This window comes from Staphylococcus roterodami, assembly GCA_022493055.1.
GTDB lineage: Bacteria > Bacillota > Bacilli > Staphylococcales > Staphylococcaceae > Staphylococcus > Staphylococcus singaporensis.
The window spans coordinates 1,239,696-1,262,125 of sequence record CP092781.1 but is presented as its reverse complement, the minus strand read 5'-3'; the positions used below and the strand labels follow the sequence as shown (position 1 = coordinate 1,262,125).

Below are 22,430 nucleotides of genomic sequence, written 5' to 3'. Positions count from 1 at the left end.
CTTACCAAAGCTTTTCATAACTAGTCGTTACATATTTCGCACCATTTTTTACAGCTTCTTCAACTTCATCAATTGTATCAATTAAACCACCTGCAATAACTTGAGTATTTGTTTCCTTTTGAATATGATGTATTGCCTTACTAGCAACACCAGGTAGTACTTCTACGAAATCAGGTTCAACTTTTTTAATTAAATCAATACTTCGTTTTAATGCTTGGCTATCGATTATAAACACTCTGAAAATAGTTAACGTGTTTAATGACTTAGCCTTTTTGATCACTTTCGATTTAGTTGAAACAATACCTTTGGGCTTATATTGCTGAATAATAAATTCGCTTGCGTATTCATCATGGCTTAAACCTTTAATTAAATCAATGTGAATAAAACACTCAATTTCGTTTTGTTTAAGCAATTCCATTATGCTTTTAATGTGTCCAATATGCATATCAAGCAGCACACACATTTTATGATTTGTTTTAATTAATTTCTCTAAATCTTTAATATTTCTGATAGCAGGTAGTATGCTGTTATTCACTAGATTCATCCTCTCTACATTACACGCTTAAATAATTTTTCTAATTCATATTTTGAAAAATTAATAATAATTGGGCGACCATGCGGACATGTAAATGGATCTTCCGCTTCTCTTAATTGATCAATCAAATCTGACATTTCATTTTTTTGCAAATAATGATTTGCTTTAATTGATTTTTTACAAGACATCATAATTGCTACTTCCTCGCGCAATTTTTTAATATCAACTTTTTTCTCTTCTAAAATTAACTCAATCATATCTTTAATAATTTCTTCAACTTCATCTTTAGGAAACCAAACTGGATAACTGCTTACAATATAATCATGACCTCCAAAATGTTCTAATACAATACCTACACGTTGAAGTTCATTTTTATATTGATCAATAATTAACTGCTCATCTTTGGAAAAATGGAACGTCAATGGAATCAATAAGTCCTGAACTTCATTTGTAACTTCACCAATTTTATCTCGAAAATACTCATATTTAATTCTTTCTTGTGCCGCATGTTGATCAATCATATACATACCAAATTCATTTTGAGCAATGATATAAGTTCCATGTACTTGACCAACAATTTCCATATAAGGTATACGACGTTTGGGATCTTTGCTTTTCGTTCCTTTTATATCGCTTGAATCATAATATTCATCCGATGAACGGTTATCAATATTTTGATGAGAACTTTCTTCTTGTCGCTCGATAGTTTGATCCATTTGCTGTAAAATTTCTTGTTGCTTTTTGAAGTAGTCTTCGTCTTTTTCACGTGTATTATTATAAGAGGCTACTTCATCTTCTTCTATTAAGCTTTCAGATGTTTTAGTTACGAATGGATTGTAATCATCGCTTGAATCTGAAACATGATATTGCGTGTCTTGTTTAACTTGCTCACTATTATTTTTTCCAAACATATCAGACTTCACTTGAGTTTCATTTACTTTTTGTCTTTGTTCGAATTCAATCTTCTGTTGCTCAAATGATTGCAATACTTTATTCTTTTTCGATGCATTATCTAGATTATTTTTAGGAATTAAAATACGATCCTTAAAAGCTTCTTGTATTTTATTAACAATTAATTGGTAAAGTTGTTCTTCTTTTGAAAGACGCACTTCTAATTTAGTAGGGTGTACATTGACATCTACTAAAATTGGATCCATTTCAATATTAATATAACAAATCGGGAACCTACCAATTGTTAATAGTGTATGGTAACCTTCTAAAATTGCTTTATTTAACATGAAATTTTTTATATATCGCCCATTAATAAAAATTGAAATATAGTGCTTATTACTTCTTGAATGTTCAGGTTTAGCGACAAAACCTTCAATATGATAATCACTTGTATCACCAGAAATATGTACTAAATCACGAGCTACTTTCATACCGTAAATTTCTGCCATCACTTCATTAGTACGCCCTGATCCGTTTGTACTTAACATTATTTTTCCATCAGAAACAAGAGATATACGGATATCAGGATGACTCATTGCCATTCTATTAACAATATCAGTAATTTTACCTAATTCTGTATATAAACTTTTGATATATTTTAAACGTGCTGGCGTATTATAAAATAATGACTCAACGAGTATATCTGTGCCTTTTTTGGCTTTGGCAGGCTTATGATTTAAAATTTCACCATTTTCAACATAAATTTCATTTCCATTAGCATTATCAGTACAAGTTTTTAATGTTACTTTTGCAACTGATGAAATACTAGCTAACGCTTCTCCACGAAATCCTAAAGTTCTAATATGGAATAAATCTTCATCTTGGTCTAATTTACTTGTCGCATGTCGATGAAAGACTAGGCCTAAGTCTTCAGCTTCAATGCCACTTCCGTTATCGACAACACGTATAGATTGAACACCCGATTCTTCCACTTCAATACTTATTTCTGTGGCACCAGCATCGATTGCATTTTCTAAAAGCTCTTTAACAACTGAACTAGGTCTCTCAACTACTTCTCCTGCTGCGATTTTATTTGCTAATGAGGTTTGGAGTTCTTTAATTTTCCCCATTTTGCAACACCTCTATTTTAATTGATTTTGTAATTCACTTAATTTCAGCAAAGCTTCAATTGGCGTCATGTTTGATAAATTCAAATTTTTAATTTGTAATTCAATTTCACTTTGTTGCTCGTTTTCGAACAAATCAAATGAAGCTTGTTCAAAGTCTTTTTGTGATATATCTTTAGTATTTGTTTTTGATTCAACTTGTATTATGTCATCTGCATTTTTAGTTAATTCGGGATTTATTTGTTTTTTTCCAGCAGTTTCTTCAAAGTCATTCAAAATAACTTGGGCTCTACTTATAACTTTTTCAGGTAAATCAGCTAATTTGGCAACTTGAATTCCGTAACTATCATCAACAGCTCCATCTTTAACCTTATGCAAGAATATAAGTTCACCTTTATACTCATTTGCAGCAACATGAACATTTTTCAGACTTGGTAATGCTTGATCCAATGTAGTTAATTCATGATAATGCGTAGAGAATAATGTTTTTGCATGAGATGTTTGAGCTACATATTCAATCATAGCTTGTGCTAATGCTAAACCGTCATAAGTTGATGTACCACGCCCAATTTCATCAAAAATAATCAAACTATCTTCAGTTGCATATGTTAACGCTTTTTGAGCTTCTAACATTTCCACCATAAATGTACTCTTACCTGAAACTAAATCATCTGCTGCACCAATCCTCGTGAAAATTTGATCAAATAGTGGTAAAACCGCTTCTTTACACGGAACATAGGCGCCCATTTGTGCCATGATACTAATAATTGCAACTTGTCTCATATACGTTGATTTACCGGACATGTTTGGACCTGTAATAAGATAAATAAATGTCTCGTTATCTAAGCAACAATCGTTAGGAACATAATCATTATAATCCATTACTCTTTCTACAACTGGATGCCTTGATTCAATTAAATTCAAAGTCTTATTATCACTGAATGTTGGTCTTGTATAATTATATTTTTGTGCTATTTCTGCAAAACTTTGTAAACAATCCAGCTCTGAAATAATTTTAGCTTGTTGTTGCAAACGTTCTGTATATTTTTTAACTTCTTCACGTAATTGAACAAACAATTGGTATTCTAGTTCAATCGCTTTATCTTCTGCACCTAAAATAATGTCCTCTTTTTCTTTGAGCTCATCTGTAATAAAACGTTCTGCGTTAGATAAAGTCTGTTTCCTCATATAACCAAAATCACTTGGTTCAAAATTTTGTAAATTCGCACGTGTTATTTCTATAAAATAACCAAACACTTTATTAAAACTTATTTTTAATGATTTGATACCCGTACGTTGTCTTTCTTTTGCTTGTAGCTCTGCTAGCCAAGTTTTACCATTTTTTGACGCTTCAAGATATTCATCTAATTGCTTATTAAATCCAACTTTAAACAATCCACCATCTTTAACAGAAATCGGGGGTTCTTCTACTAAACTTTGTTCTAAAACTTCAAGCAAGTCATCTAGTGGTTCTAGTTGATTTACTTGTTCTAACGTATCTTGATTCATAGAATTTAATAAAGCTTTAATATTCGGAATTTCTGATATTGAATGTTTAAGTTGAATTAAATCTCTCGCATTAACATTACCATAACTTACACGCCCTACAAGTCGCTCAATATCATAAACTTGATTAAGATAATTTCTTAGAGTATCTCTTTCAATAAAATGTTTACTAAACTCATCAACGATATCTAACCTTGATTCTATTTGTTGTTTATTTATCAATGGTCTATCAATCCATTGTTTTAAACGGCGCGCGCCCATTGGCGTTTTTGTTTCATCCATCAACCACAGTAACGTACCTTTTTTCGATTTTAATCTGATACTTTCTGTTAGTTCAAGATTTCTTTTCGCATAAAAATCCATCTTCATATAATCAATTGCTGCATATTGAACAACATCTTCTATGTGTGATAAATCACGTTTTTGTGTATGGTGAATATAATCTAACAATAATTGTGTTGCTTGATACATCAATTGATGCTCAGATTGATTCACACTATATGTCTCTGTTGACAAAGTATCTCTAATTGTAATTGTCTCTGTCACCATATTAATTTGTCTCTTTAAATGCTCTGACAAATTTTCATTAACGACAACTTCATTGGGGTTTATAGTCGTAATTTCATTTAATAAAGTTGCCTCATCATTAAAGTACGTCACCTTTAGTTCCCCAGTAGAAACATCGCAGTAACTAAGCGCAATTTCAGGCTGTTTTATGACAAAACTCAAAATATAGTTATTCTGTTTATCATCAACGCCACCTTGCTCCATAACAGTGCCTGGTGTCACAATTCTTACAACCTCACGTCTAACCATACCCTTTGTTTGCTTAGGATCTTCCATTTGCTCACAAATTGCCACTTTATATCCATTATTAACAAGTGTATCGATATAACTGTCTGCCGAATGATATGGTACTCCACACATTGGAATAGGATTTTCTTTTTTTGCATCTCTTTTAGTTAATGTAATTTCAAGTACTCGTGATGCTTCTTTTGCATCTTCATAAAACATTTCATAGAAATCTCCAAGTCTGAAAAATAATAAACAATCTTGGTATTCTGATTTTATTTTTAAATATTGTTGCATCATTGGTGTAACATTAGACATATTATTTTTTCACAACCCTTGTCTCTTTTTAAAATTTGTCTATATAATTTTTTCATTTATATGCTTTCTAAATATTAATTATTTAACTTGTATATTTTAACATACTTACTTTTACAAACCTATTCATACCATATAACAAGAAAACGCCTCAAACCTTTAATTTGAAGTAAAACATGTATGAAAATTCATTCAAAGCACTAACATGTTTTAAGTATGATAAAGGTAAGGGCGTTCAAAATCAATATGTACTATGATTCGAATCGAAACCATTAAGTATAAAATTATTTTAAAAACTTTTGGAGTATTCCACGTTTTTTTAAAGTTATTAATAAGAAATAACTTACTATTGAACCAATAGCACTTGAGACTATAAATGTAATCATTAAAGGTTTAATAAAGAAGTCTTGAAGTCCGATTATGTATGCTAAAGGTATACACACTAAACTGCCAATAACGCCAGTTCCAAGCACTTCGCCGACCGCTGCCATAAATATGTGCTTGCGATAAATATAAAACATACTTGCCAATAAAACACCAATCATACTTCCTGGAAATGCAAACGCTGTTCCTGTGCCAAAAAGAACTCTTAGAATTGATGATATAAGGGCTTGTGCTAATCCATACCAAGGACCAACTATTACAGCACTTAATACATTAACAAAATGTTGTACTGGTGCTGCTTTAACCGGACCTAATGGAATGATGATAATACTGCTTAATACAACATTTATTGCAATTAAAAGTGCAGTTATAGCCAGTTTTCTTGATTTCATATGATTGTTCTCCTTTTTGTTTGTTATTAATCACTATGTTTGGCTTTATTATGATCATTTAAACGCATTTCCAATGTAGATATAAACAATTGAAGTAATTGATTCGCTTCAAATTGGGAAGTTTGAAATTGCTCAACTATAGGTAGTGTATTTATTTCAGTTTCAATATTATGGATAGTATGTTCTGATTGAGCTAACGCATTTTGCTTTCCATAATTTTGAAAGTTTACAGCTTGCTTTTGTTGCTTTTTTAATGCATCCATTTTTTTCTGTATCTTTTGATTACGATGAATTTGTGCTTCTATTTGCTGATACGTTTTGATAGTTTCCAAATTATTAATTTTATTTGCAATACTATCCGCTTGTTGTAATACATCATTTTTAGTATACATTTATTGAATCACCATTTCTGCACTCACTTCTTTAATAAAGCTACCATTTAATGAATATTGTTTAGCTTCATCTATGTGCACTTCAACTAATTTACCAATCATTTCTTTAGGTGCTTTAAAATTCACAAGTTTATTTTTATCAGTATAACCTGCAAGAACTTGTTCATCTTTTTTACTACTACCTTCACACAATACTGTAACTGTTTGACCTTCGTAATTACTCATAGCCATTTGTGAGTAGTGACCAACTTTTTTATTCAATCGTTGTAATCGTTCCTCTTTAACATCTAAAGGTACATTATCTTTCATTTTTGCTGCTGGTGTACCATCACGCTGAGAATATAAATACGTATATGCATGTTCAAACTTAACTTCATCGTATAACGTTAATGTTTCCTCGAATTGTTCTTCCGATTCATTTGGATATCCTACAATGATATCAGTTGTTAAAGCTACATTTGGAATTCTTTCTTTAATTCGTTTCACTAAGTCCAAATAACTCTCACGTGTATACTTTCTGCCCATAATTTTTAACACTGCATTATTACCAGATTGAACTGGCAAATGTATATGAGGCACAATATTTCCGCCTTCAGCTATTACATCTATCATATGATCAGTAAAATCCCAAGGATGACTCGTGGTAAAACGAACTCTAGGAATAGCTATTTTAGAAATTGCCTCTAAAAGGTCTCCTAAATCATATTGCATATCTTGTAAATCTTTACCATATGAATTAACATTTTGACCTAACAACGTAATCTCTTTGTATCCTTCACGAGCAAGTTCACGAACCTCATCAATAATATCTTCAGGTCTACGACTACGCTCTTTACCTCTTGTAAATGGTACAATGCAATATGTACAAAACTTGTCGCAACCATACATAATATTTACCCATGCTTTAATATTACCTTGTCGTACTTTCGGAAGATTTTCAATAACGTCTCCCTCTTTTGACCATACTTCTACAACCATTGCTTTTGATAAATATGCTTCTTCTAAAATTTCTGGTAAATGATGTATGTTATGTGTACCAAAAATCATATCGACATTCTGATAAGATTTTAAAATCTTATTCACAACCGATTCTTCTTGTGACATACATCCACAAACGCCAATCAATATGTCTGGACGTTCTTTTTTCAAATGTTTTAAATTACCAATTTCACTAAATACTTTATTTTCTGCATTCTCTCTAATTGCACATGTATTAATTAAAATAACATCTGCTGTATTTATATCACTTGTAGCTTGATAACCAAGGGCTTCAAGTATACCTGCAATGACTTCTGTGTCATGCGCATTCATTTGACAACCATACGTTTTAATTAAAAATGTACGATCGTTCCCCATCCCACGATATTTCTCATCAATTTGAAAATCTCTATTATAACGAACTTCTTGTTTACCACGTTTTTTTGCTTCTTTTAAACTCGGCGGTTGGTAAACATGTTCAAAATATTTGCTATAATCTTTTTCAGCTTTCTTGTCTCTTTCAGCTAAAACATCTAAAGAACTTGCTTTTCTTTGCTCTTCGTTCACTTTTCAAAATCCTTTCTATTTGCCCGTATCATTAAATAATTATATTAAATTTAGCTATAAAGTGCAAAAGCAGACAAAATTATTCGTCAATCCGCAAAATCAAATCAAAACTAGTCATATTAATCAATCATATTTTTCAGTTAAAGTTTCGATAGAAATTCCTTCAGGTACGTGATAAAACTTTACTTGACTAATAATACTTGGACATTCAAGTTCTACCATTCGTTCATTTAGAGATTGTATTAAAATCAAACATTCATTCATGTTTCCTTGCACTGTTGTTTCTAATGGTCCGACCCTATAATGCAATCCTGACTCATCAATAATTTTAATCGCTTCATCGACATATGGTATAACATTGTCATTGTTTGGTGTCTTAGGAATAATTTGAATACTCATTAATGTATCTTGCATTTATAAAACCCCTTTAAAATTTTTGATAGTAAAAAAACTGAATAGCATAAATGGATCTATAATAAATTCATTTATACGACTCAGTTTTAATTATTATATAAATTGTTCTGTTAATTTATTGAAAGTATCTTCAGTTATTTGGATATCCCTTTTTGCTAATGGCATATCATCTAACTCTTTAATTTGTGATTCATATGATGGTGTTTCCTTATCTTGATAAACAATTCCAGTAACTAATGATTCGTGTTCTATAACTGTTTTAATTGCCAATTGTTTATCCTCAGAATCGTAATTTTCAATGTCATCAACACTTATTAAATGCTCTTTAAACCAATCGTATGTGTTAATTTTATTATAAGTTACACATGGTGAAAAGACATTTACAAATGAAAAACCATCATGGTTAATCGCATCTTCAATAAGTTTTGTCAATCCTTTAATGTCACTTGAAAATCCTTGTGCTACAAATGTCGCTCCTGAAGATAATGCTAATTCTAGCGGTGCAACATTTTTTTCAATATTCCCTTTAGGCGTTGTCTTTGTAACAAAACCTATTGCTGATGAAGGAGATGTTTGACCTTTTGTTAAACCATAAATTTGGTTATCCATAACAATATAAGTCATATTCATATTTCTTCTTAAAGCATGTATCGTATGGCCCATTCCTATCGCGTAGCCATCTCCATCCCCACCAGAAGCAATTACAGTTAAATCTTTGTTTGCCATTTTCACACCTTGCGCTAAAGGTAGTGCACGTCCGTGAATAGAATGTACCCCATACGAATTAATATATCCCGATAAACGTCCAGAACAACCAATACCGGTGATAATAGCTACTTCTTCTGGCTCTAGACCAATATTTGCTGCTGCTTTTTGAATAGCAGCTTGTACTGAGAAATCACCACATCCCGGACACCAGTTCGGCTTAACATTATTTCTAAAATCTTTAAATGTTGCCATTTATACCATCTCCTTAATTTCCGTAGCAATTTCTTTTCCTTTTTCTTCAATTTCATGTGGTAGGAAAGGTGTACCATCATATTTTGTATAATTTTCCAACTTATTATGAATATTGACATTCATTTTAATAATACTTGCTAATTGACCTTGATAATTATGTTCCACAACAACAACTTTTTTAGCTTTATCAGCAGCTTCTTGGACTACCTTAGTTGGGAATGGATGTAACTGTCTTATTTGCAACGTATTAACTTTTATACCTTGTTGATTTAAACGTTTACTACCTTCATGGATTGCACCTTTTGTTGATATGAAACCAATATATAGAATGTCAGCATCATCATGTTGTATGTCTGCCTCAACTGGTGATTCAATTAATAAATGTTCTGTTTTTTTCATACGTTTATCCATTTGTTGTTTTCTATTTAATGCTGATTCACTTGGTTTCCCTTCTTCGTTGTGTTCGACACCAGTAATATGATGAATTCCCCCTTTTACTCCAGGGATTGGTCGTGGTGAAACACCATTTGTAGTTAATGCATAACGCTTGAAATAACCTTTATCATCTTCATCGCGCTCAACATTAGTTTGAATCAATGACCCGCGTTTAATTTCAATACGATTATAATCTAATTTTTCAACTGTTTGTTTACCTAAAGATAATTGTAAATCACTTAAAACAATTACAGGACATTGATATTCTTCTGCTAAATTAAACGCCTCAATTGTTAAGTAGAATGCATCTTCAGCATCAGTTGGTGCGACTACAATTTTAGGAATATCCCCATGAGTTCCATAAATCATTTGCATTAAATCTGATTGCTCTTGTTTAGTTGGCAAACCAGTAGATGGCCCTCCACGTTGGGTATTAATAATAACTAAAGGTGTTTCAGTCATTCCAGACAATCCTATTGCCTCCATCATCAATGATAAACCTGGGCCAGCACTAGCTGTAAATGCTCTAACACCACCATAATTCGCTCCAATAGCCATTGTTGCAGCAGCTATTTCATCTTCAGTTTGAATAACAGCTCCATTCACTTTAGGTAAATTAGCAATCATATATTCCATTATTTCAGAAGCTGGTGTGATAGGATAAGCAGCCATAAATTGAGAACCAGCAGCTATCGCACCTAACCCGATAGCATCATTTCCAATCATATATAAATGAGGTTCTTCATCAGTTGAATCCAATTCAAAATCACCTGTAATCTCTGGTATGTACGATTGCATTAACTGATAACCTTCGTTCAGTGCTTGTATATTTACTTCAACTACTTTATCACCTTTTTTAGAAAACATGTTTGTAATAAGAGACTCAAAAGTATCTGTATTTAAATTCATCAATGCACTAGTTGCTCCAATTGCAACCATATTTTTCATTAATGCCGTACCTAATTCTTTAGCAGTAGTAGTAAAAGGTAACTCAATAAGTTGAGCAAGACAGCCTTCAGGTTTAACCGGTTTAGCCTTGGCATCAGCTAAAATAATGCTATCTTCTCTCATTTCATGATGGTTAACATCAATTGTTTCTTGATCAAAAGCAATCAATATATCTAAAGTATCACTGATTGCATGAACAGGCGTCGTTGAAACCCTAATTTTATTATTTGTATGTCCACCTTTGATACGACTTGAAAAATGTCTATATCCATATAAATAATACCCTTTTCTATTCATAGCCGTGGCGAAGATTTCACCTGTCGATTCAATACCTTCACCTTGTTGTCCGCCAACTTTCCACGATAATTGTGGTTTCATAGTTATATGCCTCCTACGGATATATTTCATATTAAATGATAACAAAAAGAACCACCGATTTACTATGTAAACAGTGGTACTATATTAAATTCATACTAATGGACGATATATCTCAATTTTATAGATTTAAATCATTTTCGAAACTTAATATAAAATATATTTATTTTAATGGATGATCTTCATTAATTAGTATACGTTCAATATGTTTTGTTTTACCTTCTTTATCTAAATCAATAATTACACCTGATAAAACACTTCTTCCCTCATTTGGAACAACGTGTCTTTGAGGTAAACTTGTTATAAAACGTTCGATAACTTCTGTTTTATTTATTCCTAAAATACCATCGTAAAATCCTGTCATTCCTACATCTGTTATATATCCAGTTCCATTTGGCAAAATACGTTCATCTGCAGTTTGGATATGTGTATGGGTTCCGACAACAGCACTCGCTCTTCCATCTAGATGCCAACCCATTGCATACTTTTCTGAAGTTGTTTCTGCATGAAAATCAACAAATATATATGGTGTAACTGCTTGTGCTTCTTTAATCAATTGATTAGCTTTTTTAAATGGATCATCAATATCAGGCATAAATGCACGCCCTTGCAAATTAATTACAGCTAATTTTATATCATTAATTTGAATAAATCGCATGCCAACTCCTGGAGCTTCTTCAGGAAAATTGGCAGGTCTTACTAAGCGCTTCGCTTCATCTATAAAATCATAAATTTCTCTTTGACCATATGTATGATTACCCATCGTCATGAAATCTACGCCATTTCTTAGTAATTGCTTGTAAATTTTTTCAGTCAAACCTTTTCCATGTGCTGCATTTTCAGCATTAACAATTGTTACGGTCGGTCTATATTTTTGTTTCAGTTGAGGAATATAAGTTTCAATTGCATCTCTTCCAATTTTACCTACGATATCCCCTATAAACATTATTCTCATGTTCAGTTCATCCTCTCATAAATACTAGTTTAATTCATACGTTCTAATATTTAAAGTAAATATTAAATTCTTTGAATTATTTTTTAACTTTTATAAAGGGACATTACTTTGTTGAAAAACCTCAATATGTTAGTATTAAGTCATCAAAATAAATAGGAGTTGTAAATAAATACATGTCTATTAATATTGATCCAGAAAAATTTGCAGAATTAGTCGTTATGGCTAATCCTTCTAAATCTGAAGAAGCAGAAGATATTGCAAAAGATAGTTTAAAGCTATATATTAATGCATATCGATTAGCAGAAAGATATTCTACTATCGCAACAAACTGCTATGATACTGCCGAAGTAATAAAAGAACTAAAGAAAACAGATTTACAATTAAAATAATCCATCAAAGAATCCTTACTGAAAATACAGGAGTGAAGATGCATGTCATCTTCACTTCTTTTTTATGTAAGTACAGAACGCTATAACTATTTAAAGGTTACATAATATAAATATAGTTAATAAATAAGACGGGTATCCTATATAAAAGCGCATTAAAAAGCTCCCTCACTTAAATATGTGAGGGAGACAAAAATTATTTTGCATACTCTACTGCTCTAGTCTCTCGAACAACTGTCACCTTGATATGACCAGGATATTGTAATTCATCTTCAATTTGATTTTTAATATCTCTAGCCAAACGATAAGATTTTAAATCATCAATTTCTTCAGGAGATACAATCACACGGATTTCTCTACCTGCCTGAATCGCAAATGCTTTTTCTACACCATCATAACTTTCTGATAACGTTTCTAAACGTTCTAATCGACGAATATAATTCTCTAATGTTTCTTTTCTTGCACCTGGACGTGCCGCAGATAAAGCATCTGCTGCAGCAACAAGGATAGATATAATAGATGTAGGCTCAACATCACCATGATGAGAATGAATTGCATTAATTACTGTTTCATTTTCACCATATTTTTTAGCTAATTCTACACCAATTTCAACATGACTACCTTCTACTTCATGATCAATTGCTTTACCAACATCATGTAAAAGTCCAGCTCGTTTCGCTAATGTTTCATCTTCACCTAGCTCAGCAGCTAACATACTAGCAAGATGCGCAACTTCGATTGAATGTTTAAGTACATTTTGACCGTAACTTGTACGGTAGTTTAATCGACCTACAATTTTAACTAAGTCAGGATGCATATTATGCGCATTAATTTCAAATGTAGCTTGTTCACCTGCTTCTCTAATGATATCGTCTACTTCTTTTCTTGCTTTTTCAACCATATCCTCGATTCTACCTGGATGGATTCGTCCATCAGATACTAAGTTAACAAGTGCTGTTCTAGCAATTTCTCTTCGTATTGGATCAAAACCAGATAAAATAACTGCTTCTGGTGTATCATCAATAATTAAGTCTATGCCAGTTAAAGTTTCAAGTGTACGGATATTTCGCCCCTCACGTCCAATGATTCGACCTTTCATCTCATCATTTGGCAAGTTAACTACTGATACCGTTGATTCACTTGTGTGATCTGCTGCTAATCTTTGTACTGCTGTAGCTAATAATTCTTTTGCTGTTTTATCAACTTTTTCTTTAGCTTCTTTTTCTTTTTCTTTAACAAGTACTGCAATATCTTGTGACAGTTCTTCCTCAACTCGTTGAAGTTGCTCATTTATAGCTTCTTCTTGAGTGAGACCGGAGATGCGTTCTAATTCTTGTTCATGCTTCATTATTAACGTTTGAACACTACTCTCTTTTGCATCTACTTGTTGTTGTTTTTCTTCAATTTTTGATTCTTTTTGCTCTAAAATCTCATCTTTTTTATCTAATAGATCAGATTTACGCTCTAAGTTTTCTTCTTTTTGAAGAAGTCGGGTTTCTTGTCTTTGAAGTTCACTTCGTCTTTCACGAAGTTCTGCTTCAGTTTGTTCTCTTAGGATTTGGTTTTCTTCTTTTGCCTCAAGTAATTTTTCTTTTTTGATATTGTCAGCTTCTTTATGTGCTTGATTTACAATATCTTCGGCAGTTTGTCTAGCTTGTGTTTGCTTTTGAAGCAACAAATTTCGGGCAACAACATACCCTCCAACAACTCCTAGAATGATCCCCAGCAAAATGAGTAGGAGGCTTAATAAATTCACACAAACACCTCCTTTTTCTAGGGTTTGCTCTGTATATGAAATTCAATATGACTTTATGAAATTATATATAAATCATACAAATTAATTGTACGGTTTATAGGAGATAAGTGTCAAGTTATCAATTTGCACTTTTGCACTATATTGATTGCTATTTCTACTATTTTCTAAAAATTTGAATCATTTTAACAAATCAAGTATCTTCGTATGTACTAATTGCTATATTTATCTTTAATAAATGCCATACAGTTTCAATCTTAATTATATTGATGAAGAATTTAAAAATAAGTTTTTAACAACTTCTGTTAAGCATATTCTCTAAACTATTTATCTATCATAATTGACCTAGAGACTCAAAAAAATTACAAAAAAACCTTATAGATTTGATTTTGTGTGTTAAGAAATAGTATTGGAATTCTACTTTTAGATAACACTTTTTTAATCAAATCTATAAGGGTATGATTTAATACAGCTTTACATATAAAATTGGTTAAATCTATTCTTCATCAAATAAAGATTTTGGCGCGTCTTCAACCTCTTCAACATCACCATCAGAAATTCCAAGTTTTTCTCGTAACTTGCGATCAATTTCTTCTTTAATTTGAGGATTTTCTTTCAAGTACATTTTAACATTTTCTTTACCTTGGCCCATTCTTTCACCATTATATGAGTACCAAGCACCAGACTTATCAACGATGTCATTTTCAACACCTAAATCAATAAGTTCACCTTCTTTAGAGATACCTTGGCCATACATAATATCAACTTCTGCCACTCTAAATGGAGGTGCTACTTTATTTTTAACAACTTTAATCTTCGTTCTATTACCAACGATTTCTTGCCCTTGTTTAAGTTGTTCTGCACGGCGTACTTCTAGTCTAACTGAGCTATAGAATTTCAGTGCACGTCCACCAGGTGTAGTCTCTGGGTTACCGAACATAACGCCGACTTTTTCACGAATTTGGTTAATGAAAATAGCAGTAGTGTTTGACTTGGAAATAGCACCAGATAGTTTACGTAATGCTTGTGACATTAAACGTGCTTGTAAACCGACATGAGTATCTCCCATTTCACCTTCAATTTCAGCCTTAGGTGTCAAAGCAGCAACAGAGTCTACAACTACGATATCTACCGCGCCACTTCTAACAAATGCTTCTGCGATTTCAAGCCCTTGTTCACCATGGTCAGGTTGAGATAAGTATAAATTGTCAATATCTACCCCTAGAGCTTGTGCATATTCAGGATCTAATGCATGTTCGGCATCGATAAATGCAGCAACACCACCATTACTTTGCACTTCTGCAATAGCATGAAGTGCTACTGTTGTCTTACCAGAACTTTCAGGTCCATATATTTCAATAATTCGTCCTTTAGGATAGCCACCCACGCCTAATGCGTTATCAAGTGTAACTGATCCAGTTGATGTTGTAGAAACTCGACGACCTATATTATCGCCTAACTTCATCACGGCACCTTTACCGAAAGATTTCTCCATATTTTTAATTACTGTATCTAAAGCTTTTTGACGATCGTTATCCAAAGCGAGACCTCCTAATTGAAATTGCTATCTTTTAATTATCTTAACAATACTATACAAGTATTCAAACTAAATTACAAGTGTTTTGCGAATATTTGTTCGTGTAATTTGTTGTTTTTAAATCACAAAATCGAACAAACGTACTTATAAATCTTACAAAAACAACATTATTTTTGTGTTCGTTGCCAATTTAATAATCTTATAAGTGCATAATTTTGACTTCTGTTCTTCAATAAATTTCTAGATTTTGACATTTTAAAATGATCAACCTTTAATTGCTGTTTATCAAAGTATGCTAAATATACAGTATTATCATACTCTAGCAAAATAATCGCTGTTGAAACATTGAAAAGTTTCGTAACAAATTGTGATGCGTCATCTAATTGTTGATGTATAGGCTTCTCACTTTCTATAAAGCAGTCAGAATGGTTTATCATACCTTTTAATACCCCATTTGAGTCTGCTTCTTTTAAACGAGAATATAATGCACCATTCGTGATACCATCGTAAATCGCAAAAGGTTGATCAATTACATTCATTACTGCTTCTTCAATTAAAGTATCATCTGAACCATAATAATACGTTCCTATACGATTTAAAATTTCTTTCTTAATTGGTTCGATTAATTTCAACGCTTGCGCTTTAGAATCTGCACTCGCAGTCAATCTAATGTATACTTCATGACTGCCTGCTAAAGGCGCAATCGTAGGATTAGTTTGATTATCAATCAGATCCATTAACAGTGTCTCTACTTTAGATTCACCAATTCCAGCAAATCTCAGTAACTCTGAATGTATAATGCTACTATCATTAATAAAATGAGGCAGTAATTCATTTTTAACCATAGGTTGCATTTCTTTCGGTGGCCCAGGAAGCAATATGATGTGCTTATTTTCATACTTAACCATCATTCCTGGTGCCATACCATGATGATTAGCTAAAACAGTTGCCCCTTCAATCACTAATGCCTGTTGTTTATTATTTGGTGTCATTTCTTGCCCCTGATCTTTAAAATAGCTTTCAATATATTTTAAAGATGGTTCATCAATAACTAATTCTTTTCCTACAACTTTAGCCACAGTATGTTTTGTTAAATCATCTTTAGTAGGTCCTAATCCGCCTGTTAAAATAACAGTGTCATATTTTTCTATTGCTCGACGCACTGTAGATTCTAGACGTTCTTCATTATCACCAATTACAATATGTTCTAATACGTTTTGTCCTATTTCATTAAATACTTTTGATAGGTATTGTCCATTTGTATTCGCAATTTGTCCTAAAAGTAACTCAGAACCCACCGCTATAATTGAAATTGACATTTTTATCCCCCTCGAATATAAAAAATAAAAGTTTACATTGTCTATTTTAAAATTATTAAGATTATGAATGAATCAATTATTTGAGTATTGTAAAATCTTCATTAACATAAGTTTATCTCTTTAATATCTATAGCTGATTTACAATATATTCATTATAAACAATTAAGATTCTAATTTCTAAAAATGAGATTTAAAAAACTAGATTCCATATTAAAACGAAACCTAGTTAGATTATTATATATTTATTTTTGTTTAAAAACATCTCTACCTTTATAAAAGTATTCAATACCAGATAAGATAGTAAATACAACACCAATGTATAATAAAATTTGTCCTAATGGTAAACCAATCCATGTTACAAAAGGATCACCTAACAGTAACCAAGTGATAGCTACCATTGTAACTGCAGTTTTAATCTTACCTAACTGACCAGCAGCACTAACAAAACCTTGCTCAATTTGAAGTAAACGTAAGCCAGTTACTGCAAATTCTCTAGCAATAATAATAATTGCAACAACAGAATTCGTTAAATCAAGTTGAACAAGTACAATTAAAGCACTTGCAACAAGTAATTTGTCTGCTAAAGGATCTAAAAATTTACCCATATTGGTTACTAAATTCCATTTTCTTGCTAAATAGCCATCAACAAAATCACTTAATGACGCAAGAATAAAAATAAAACCACTAATTAATAGTTCGATTCTAATTTCATAGCCACCTAAAAATGACACATCACCAAATCCAAAATCAACTAATGCAAATAAGATAAAAACTGGTATTAATACAACTCTAAAAACCGTTATCTGGTTTGGAATATTCATTATACATCCTCATTTCTCACTAATATATATTTTAAAAAATTAACACTAACAAAATCCATAACATTAAAGTTATTAAAACTGTAATACCCATGATAACTAATAATTGTAATGGCTCTTTAGATTTACTTTTATAATCTAAGTCTTTATTGCTATTGAAAACTGTTATAACCTCATCCCATTCGGCTTGGTTTGATGGAATCTCATCTTGATGAGCTTGAACTAATTGGTTAGGTTCAATATTAACAACGCTGGCATATTTCCTAATAAAACCTTCACTATAGTTTTTATTAGGTAGTTGGTCGAAGTCATTATTTTCGATATGTACTAACATTTCACGTTTTATACCTGTTCGCTGTTCTAATTCTGTTAACGTCATACCTAAGCGCTCACGTCTACCTTTAAGTGCTTCACCGACTGTTTTCAATTCATAGCCTCCTTACAATAACAATTACTCGAAGAAACCAAATCCACCACCAAATGGATCGCCAAAATCTAAATTATTTTTACTTTGAACTGTTTGCTTTTTCATTTCTTCGTAATGTATTTCTTGATTTTCATTTTCTCTCAATTCAATAATATAGTCAAAATCATCCATAGTACATGTACTTGTTTCAACAAATAAATCAGGATGTTCAACAACTTTGATTGATGGCAATGTCATAACTTCGTTAACTAATTCTTGGTGTTTTGGGTTTGACTCTCTTGCAGTAACAGCGCCGTCAATAATATAAACATGGTTCGCGTCATATTCGCCCTTAATAAGTGAGCTACGCACCGTTTGTTTAATTAAAGTAGAACTTATAAATAACCATCTTTTATGCGCACAAACACTTCCAGCTACTATCGATTCTGTTTTACCTACTCTAGGCATACCTCTAATTCCAATTAATTTATGACCTTCTTCTTTAAATAACTCCGCTAAAAAATCTACGAGTAATCCTAAATCTTCACGCTCAAATCTAAACGTTTTCTTATCTTTAGCGTCTTGTTCAATATATCTACCATGTCTAACAGCAAGCCGATCTCTAAGTTCCGGCTTTTTTAACTTTGTAATTTCGATTTCATCAATACTACGAGCTATTTGTTCAAAACGTTCAACTTTTTCAAGATTATCAGTCTTAATTAAAAGGCCTCTTTTACCTTGATCTACACCATTAATTGTAACTATACTTATACCTAACATACCTAATAAACTAGATACATCGCCTAATAGACCAGGTCTGTTAATTTCAATCTCATATTCTAGGTACCATTCTTTTTTTTCTGCAACTGTCATGGTGAACCCCACCCCTTGATTAATTAACTAATTTTGATTCACATTTTGTATTATTCATATTATAACATCAAACATAAAAATATTTGATAATAAAAATAGTTATAATATCAAATATACCAAGCACCGTTTACTTTTTGAATGGTTCCAGTCACACTTTTAGCATCTGGATGATATAAATAAGCACATGTATGCGCAATTTCTCTAGGTAATATCAGACGTTGCTGTGGTAATTCATTTACCATTGCTTGGAGTTCATCTTCACGCCACTCATTAGCCATGTTCCCAGCGACAAATCCAGGAGTTACTGCATTTACAGTCACTGAAGTCAACGCCAATTCTTGACTTAAAGATTTAACAAATCCTAATTGCGCACTTTTCATCGTAGAGTATATTGTTTCCATACTAGCACCCATTTCTCCCCAGATAGAAGAAATAACAATTATTCTGCCATTTTCACTTTGACGTAATAAATCTACAAAATAACGACACAACCTAATTAATTGCAAGACATTTAACTGGTAACAAACATCTATATCGTGATCTGACATATCTTGCAAAACGCCATATAGTGATTGACCACTCGCATAAATTAAACAATCTAATGATTTAATATCACCAAACGTATTTTCAATATCAATCGTTTTAGATAAATCTGCTTTTATAAAGTGTACTTTGTCATCTTTGAATTTAATTGATAATTCATTTATATCGGCACGATAATAATGTATATACACTTCATAACCATCTGTTAATAATCGCTGTACAATCTCAGAACCAATGGAACCAGAACCACCTAATACCAATGCTTTCATTATTTTTTAATCTCCAAACGACTATCAACCTGTTGTTCTAAATTTAAGTACAACGATGACGTTTCATTAATACTATCTAATGTTATATTTTCAACAATATCTAGCATGTCAAATACGCTTACACCTTCAAAATACAACTTTGTATACTGATTTGCGATATATTCAGGCGAATTTAAGCTTGAAATAAATTCACCGATAAACTGCTTTTTCAAGAGTTCAAACGCTTGAGCATCTTGGAAATTACCTTTTTTATCTCTCAATTCATTCATCAATAATTCTTTTAATTTATCTGGTTGTTCAGTAGCACTAGTCACAATTGAAAAACTATACGTTGGTTCTAGCACAAATTGATAACCAAACGTATCGTCGATAAGTCCTTCATTCAACAAATGTTGATAAAAATCTGTCTCTTCTCCAAATATTAATTCAAAGAACAATGACATTTCCAAATCACGTTGAACATATTTTTCAGGTTTTTCTTGCAACGGTTTATTTTTAAATCCAAGCATTAAACGTGGCGACTGAATTTTCATCTCTTCAGATACAAAAGCTTCTTTCACTTCATTAGGCTCATCAACAATACCTCTTTCAATTTTAGGTTGATTGTCTTTATTGCGAGCATTTTCATGATTTTCAACAATTTGGCATATGTAATCAGGATTTACATCTCCAACTACGAATAAAACCATATTTGAAGGATGATAAAACGTATCGTAACATAGATATAAATCGTCTTTAGTTATTTCATAAATACTTTCAACACTTCCGGCAATGTCAACACGTATAGGATGTTGTTGATACATAGCACGTAAAGTATTAAACATCAATTTATATCCAGGTTGTTCTTGATACATCTTAATTTCTTCTGCGATAATTCCTTTCTCTTTATCAACAGTTTCTTTTGTAAAATATGGTGTTTCAACCATCGTCAATAAACGTTTAATATTACTTTCAACATTATCTGTTGCACTGAATAAATAACTTGTACGATCAAAGCTTGTAAATGCATTTGCCTGTGCATTTTCTTCTGCAAATGCAGTAAACAGATCTTCTTCCTCTTTTTCAAATAGTTTATGTTCTAAAAAATGTGCTACGCCATCAGGTACAGTAACAAATTCATCTTGTCCAAAAGGTTTAAATTTATTATCTAAAGAACCAAACTGAGTTGTATAAGTTACAAATGTCTTTTGAAAACCAGGCTTAGGGATAACAAATAGACGTAAGCCATTATCTAACTCTTTTTCAAAAACTCTTTCATCTATTAATTCATAATAGCGTTCTTTCATTATTTACCCCCTCCTTTTGTTAATACATAAATCGTATCTAAATAAGCTTGCTTTGCAACCGATTTAATATCTTCTCGACTTACTTTCTGGATATCATTTATAAATGTTTCTTTACTTTGAGGTTGTTCTAATAGTATTTGGTTGTGCATAATTTCAATGATACTTTTTGGACGATCTTCAGACTCAAAACGATGAGAAATAATTACTTTCTTTGCTAAAGCTAATTTTTCATCTGTAAAATCACCATTTTTTATTTTTTCAAATTCATTGATAATTGTATCTTTTGCTACCTCGTACTTATCACTTGATACACCACTTAAAACAAATAAATATCCATTTTTACCATCAATTTGTGAATGGATTGAATAAGCTAAGCTTTGCTTTTCACGCACTTCGTTGAATAATACGGATGAAGGGTCTCCGCCGAACATCATATTAAAAACGACAAATGCAGCATAGCCAGGTTGACCATATTGAGTTGGAAAACGATATCCCATATTTAACTTAGCCTGATCTACATCATCATATTCAACAATATAGTCAACATCTTCCCCATGTAGATGATGCGTTGAATGTTGGAACTGTTGCTTATCAAACGGGTTTATTGCAAACTTGGCATGAATTTGTTGTTTTACAGTTTCTGGTTCTACATTTCCGACAACATATACAGAACATTGATCATTATTAATCATTGATTGATATGTATGATAAAGTGTTTCAGCAGTAATATGTGGAATTTGTTCTAGTTGTCCTGTAGATAAATATTTATACGCTTCATTTTCAAACATATAGTCTAATAATTTCAAAAATGAATATTGTGCTTTATTATCGACTAATGCTTCAATTTTCTTAGCGAGTAATGTCTTTTCTTGATTTACATAATTTTCATTAAAAGCTTCATTTTCAACTAATGGATTCCAAATCATTTCTTGTAATAAATCTAATCCTTGATTGAATAATGATTCACGATTTCTTAAGTAACGCTCATTTACAATTTCTAATGAAAAAGTAATAACGTGCTGATCTTTAAATTTCGAAATCGAACTGTTTACATAAGCACCATATAATTCAGCTAAATGATTATTAAATGCTTTATCTGTAGGCCATTTCTTCGTAGCACGTACTAATAATTTACTTAAAAGTGATCTTGCTGTAATTGTGTCATATTCTAATGGTGCCATAAATTTAAACACTATCGTAGTTGTTTTAAATTTAGTAGTTGGTGAAACATTTATATGTATATTGGGTTGAGATTGGTAACTCAAATATATAGC

At 31.7% G+C, this 22,430-nt stretch carries 20 protein-coding genes; 1 reads left to right on the top strand and 19 read right to left on the bottom strand.

The annotated features are described in order from the left end of the window. Window position 1 precedes the first annotated feature (1 nt). The 10 genes from ML436_06175 to ML436_06130 all read right to left on the bottom strand — a co-directional run bounded on the left by ML436_06175 (window position 2) and on the right by ML436_06130 (window position 11,966). Window positions 2-544 carry a glycerol-3-phosphate responsive antiterminator gene (locus ML436_06175; protein UMT79315.1) on the bottom strand — a complete coding sequence of 181 codons (543 nt, stop codon included), beginning with the start codon at window positions 542-544 and terminating at the stop codon, window positions 2-4. 5 nt (window positions 545-549) lie between these two features. Beyond that, window positions 550-2,556: a DNA mismatch repair endonuclease MutL gene (gene mutL / locus ML436_06170; protein ID UMT79314.1), complete on the bottom strand. Its 2,007-nt coding sequence runs from the start codon at window positions 2,554-2,556 to the stop codon at window positions 550-552. Window positions 2,557-2,568: 12 nt separating this feature from the next. After that, on the bottom strand, window positions 2,569-5,169 hold the full coding sequence (mutS, locus tag ML436_06165) for a DNA mismatch repair protein MutS (GenBank protein ID UMT79313.1): 2,601 nt from the start codon (window positions 5,167-5,169) through the stop codon (window positions 2,569-2,571). A 281-nt stretch (window positions 5,170-5,450) separates the two neighbouring features. Further along, on the bottom strand, window positions 5,451-5,942 hold the full coding sequence (thiW, locus tag ML436_06160) for an energy coupling factor transporter S component ThiW (protein ID UMT79312.1): 492 nt from the start codon (window positions 5,940-5,942) through the stop codon (window positions 5,451-5,453). 26 nt (window positions 5,943-5,968) lie between these two features. Beyond that, window positions 5,969-6,334, bottom strand: a complete 366-nt coding sequence (locus ML436_06155) for a RicAFT regulatory complex protein RicA family protein (GenBank protein ID UMT79311.1) — start codon at window positions 6,332-6,334, stop codon at window positions 5,969-5,971. Continuing rightward, the gene (gene miaB, locus ML436_06150; GenBank protein ID UMT79310.1) at window positions 6,335-7,879 is read right to left on the bottom strand and encodes a tRNA (N6-isopentenyl adenosine(37)-C2)-methylthiotransferase MiaB; all 1,545 of its coding nucleotides are present in this window, start codon (window positions 7,877-7,879) and stop codon (window positions 6,335-6,337) included. A gap of 123 nt (window positions 7,880-8,002) precedes the next feature. Further along, entirely contained in the window at window positions 8,003-8,293 is a 291-nt protein-coding gene (locus tag ML436_06145) for an MTH1187 family thiamine-binding protein (protein ID UMT79309.1), read from the bottom strand. Between the two features lie 93 nt (window positions 8,294-8,386). Further along, complete coding sequence (locus tag ML436_06140) at window positions 8,387-9,253, bottom strand: 2-oxoacid:ferredoxin oxidoreductase subunit beta (GenBank protein ID UMT79308.1); 867 nt, start codon at window positions 9,251-9,253, stop codon at window positions 8,387-8,389. Then, window positions 9,254-11,014 (bottom strand): 2-oxoacid:acceptor oxidoreductase subunit alpha, encoded by a 1,761-nt coding sequence (locus ML436_06135; protein UMT79307.1) that lies wholly within the window; start codon window positions 11,012-11,014, stop codon window positions 9,254-9,256. 160 nt (window positions 11,015-11,174) lie between these two features. Beyond that, window positions 11,175-11,966, bottom strand: a complete 792-nt coding sequence (locus ML436_06130; GenBank protein ID UMT79306.1) for a TIGR00282 family metallophosphoesterase — start codon at window positions 11,964-11,966, stop codon at window positions 11,175-11,177. Between the two features lie 173 nt (window positions 11,967-12,139). On the opposite strand from ML436_06130, the gene ML436_06125 reads away from it, so the two are divergent. Beyond that, window positions 12,140-12,355 carry a hypothetical protein gene (locus ML436_06125; GenBank protein ID UMT79305.1) on the top strand — a complete coding sequence of 72 codons (216 nt, stop codon included), beginning with the start codon at window positions 12,140-12,142 and terminating at the stop codon, window positions 12,353-12,355. 193 nt (window positions 12,356-12,548) lie between these two features. Here ML436_06125 and rny read toward each other — a convergent pair whose 3' ends face one another. The 9 genes from rny to ML436_06080 form a co-directional block, all read right to left on the bottom strand. After that, on the bottom strand, window positions 12,549-14,108 hold the full coding sequence (rny, locus tag ML436_06120; GenBank protein UMT79304.1) for a ribonuclease Y: 1,560 nt from the start codon (window positions 14,106-14,108) through the stop codon (window positions 12,549-12,551). A 493-nt stretch (window positions 14,109-14,601) separates the two neighbouring features. Then, on the bottom strand, window positions 14,602-15,645 hold the full coding sequence (gene recA, locus ML436_06115) for a recombinase RecA (GenBank protein UMT79303.1): 1,044 nt from the start codon (window positions 15,643-15,645) through the stop codon (window positions 14,602-14,604). Between the two features lie 164 nt (window positions 15,646-15,809). Beyond that, window positions 15,810-16,961 carry a CinA family nicotinamide mononucleotide deamidase-related protein gene (locus tag ML436_06110; protein ID UMT79302.1) on the bottom strand — a complete coding sequence of 384 codons (1,152 nt, stop codon included), beginning with the start codon at window positions 16,959-16,961 and terminating at the stop codon, window positions 15,810-15,812. Window positions 16,962-17,203: 242 nt separating this feature from the next. Beyond that, window positions 17,204-17,782: a CDP-diacylglycerol--glycerol-3-phosphate 3-phosphatidyltransferase gene (gene pgsA / locus ML436_06105; protein ID UMT79301.1), complete on the bottom strand. Its 579-nt coding sequence runs from the start codon at window positions 17,780-17,782 to the stop codon at window positions 17,204-17,206. 31 nt (window positions 17,783-17,813) lie between these two features. Continuing rightward, window positions 17,814-18,206: a helix-turn-helix domain-containing protein gene (locus ML436_06100; protein ID UMT79300.1), complete on the bottom strand. Its 393-nt coding sequence runs from the start codon at window positions 18,204-18,206 to the stop codon at window positions 17,814-17,816. A gap of 24 nt (window positions 18,207-18,230) precedes the next feature. Next, a complete protein-coding gene (locus tag ML436_06095) occupies window positions 18,231-19,058 on the bottom strand; it encodes a YmfK family protein (GenBank protein ID UMT79299.1) in 828 nt (275 codons plus the stop codon). 107 nt (window positions 19,059-19,165) lie between these two features. After that, entirely contained in the window at window positions 19,166-19,870 is a 705-nt protein-coding gene (locus tag ML436_06090; GenBank protein ID UMT79298.1) for an SDR family NAD(P)-dependent oxidoreductase, read from the bottom strand. Next, window positions 19,870-21,156, bottom strand: a complete 1,287-nt coding sequence (locus ML436_06085) for an insulinase family protein (protein ID UMT79297.1) — start codon at window positions 21,154-21,156, stop codon at window positions 19,870-19,872. Before ML436_06085 ends, ML436_06090 begins: the two co-directional genes overlap by 1 nt. Then, window positions 21,156-22,421: an insulinase family protein gene (locus tag ML436_06080; protein UMT79296.1), complete on the bottom strand. Its 1,266-nt coding sequence runs from the start codon at window positions 22,419-22,421 to the stop codon at window positions 21,156-21,158. Before ML436_06080 ends, ML436_06085 begins: the two co-directional genes overlap by 1 nt. Window positions 22,422-22,430: the final 9 nt, after the last annotated feature.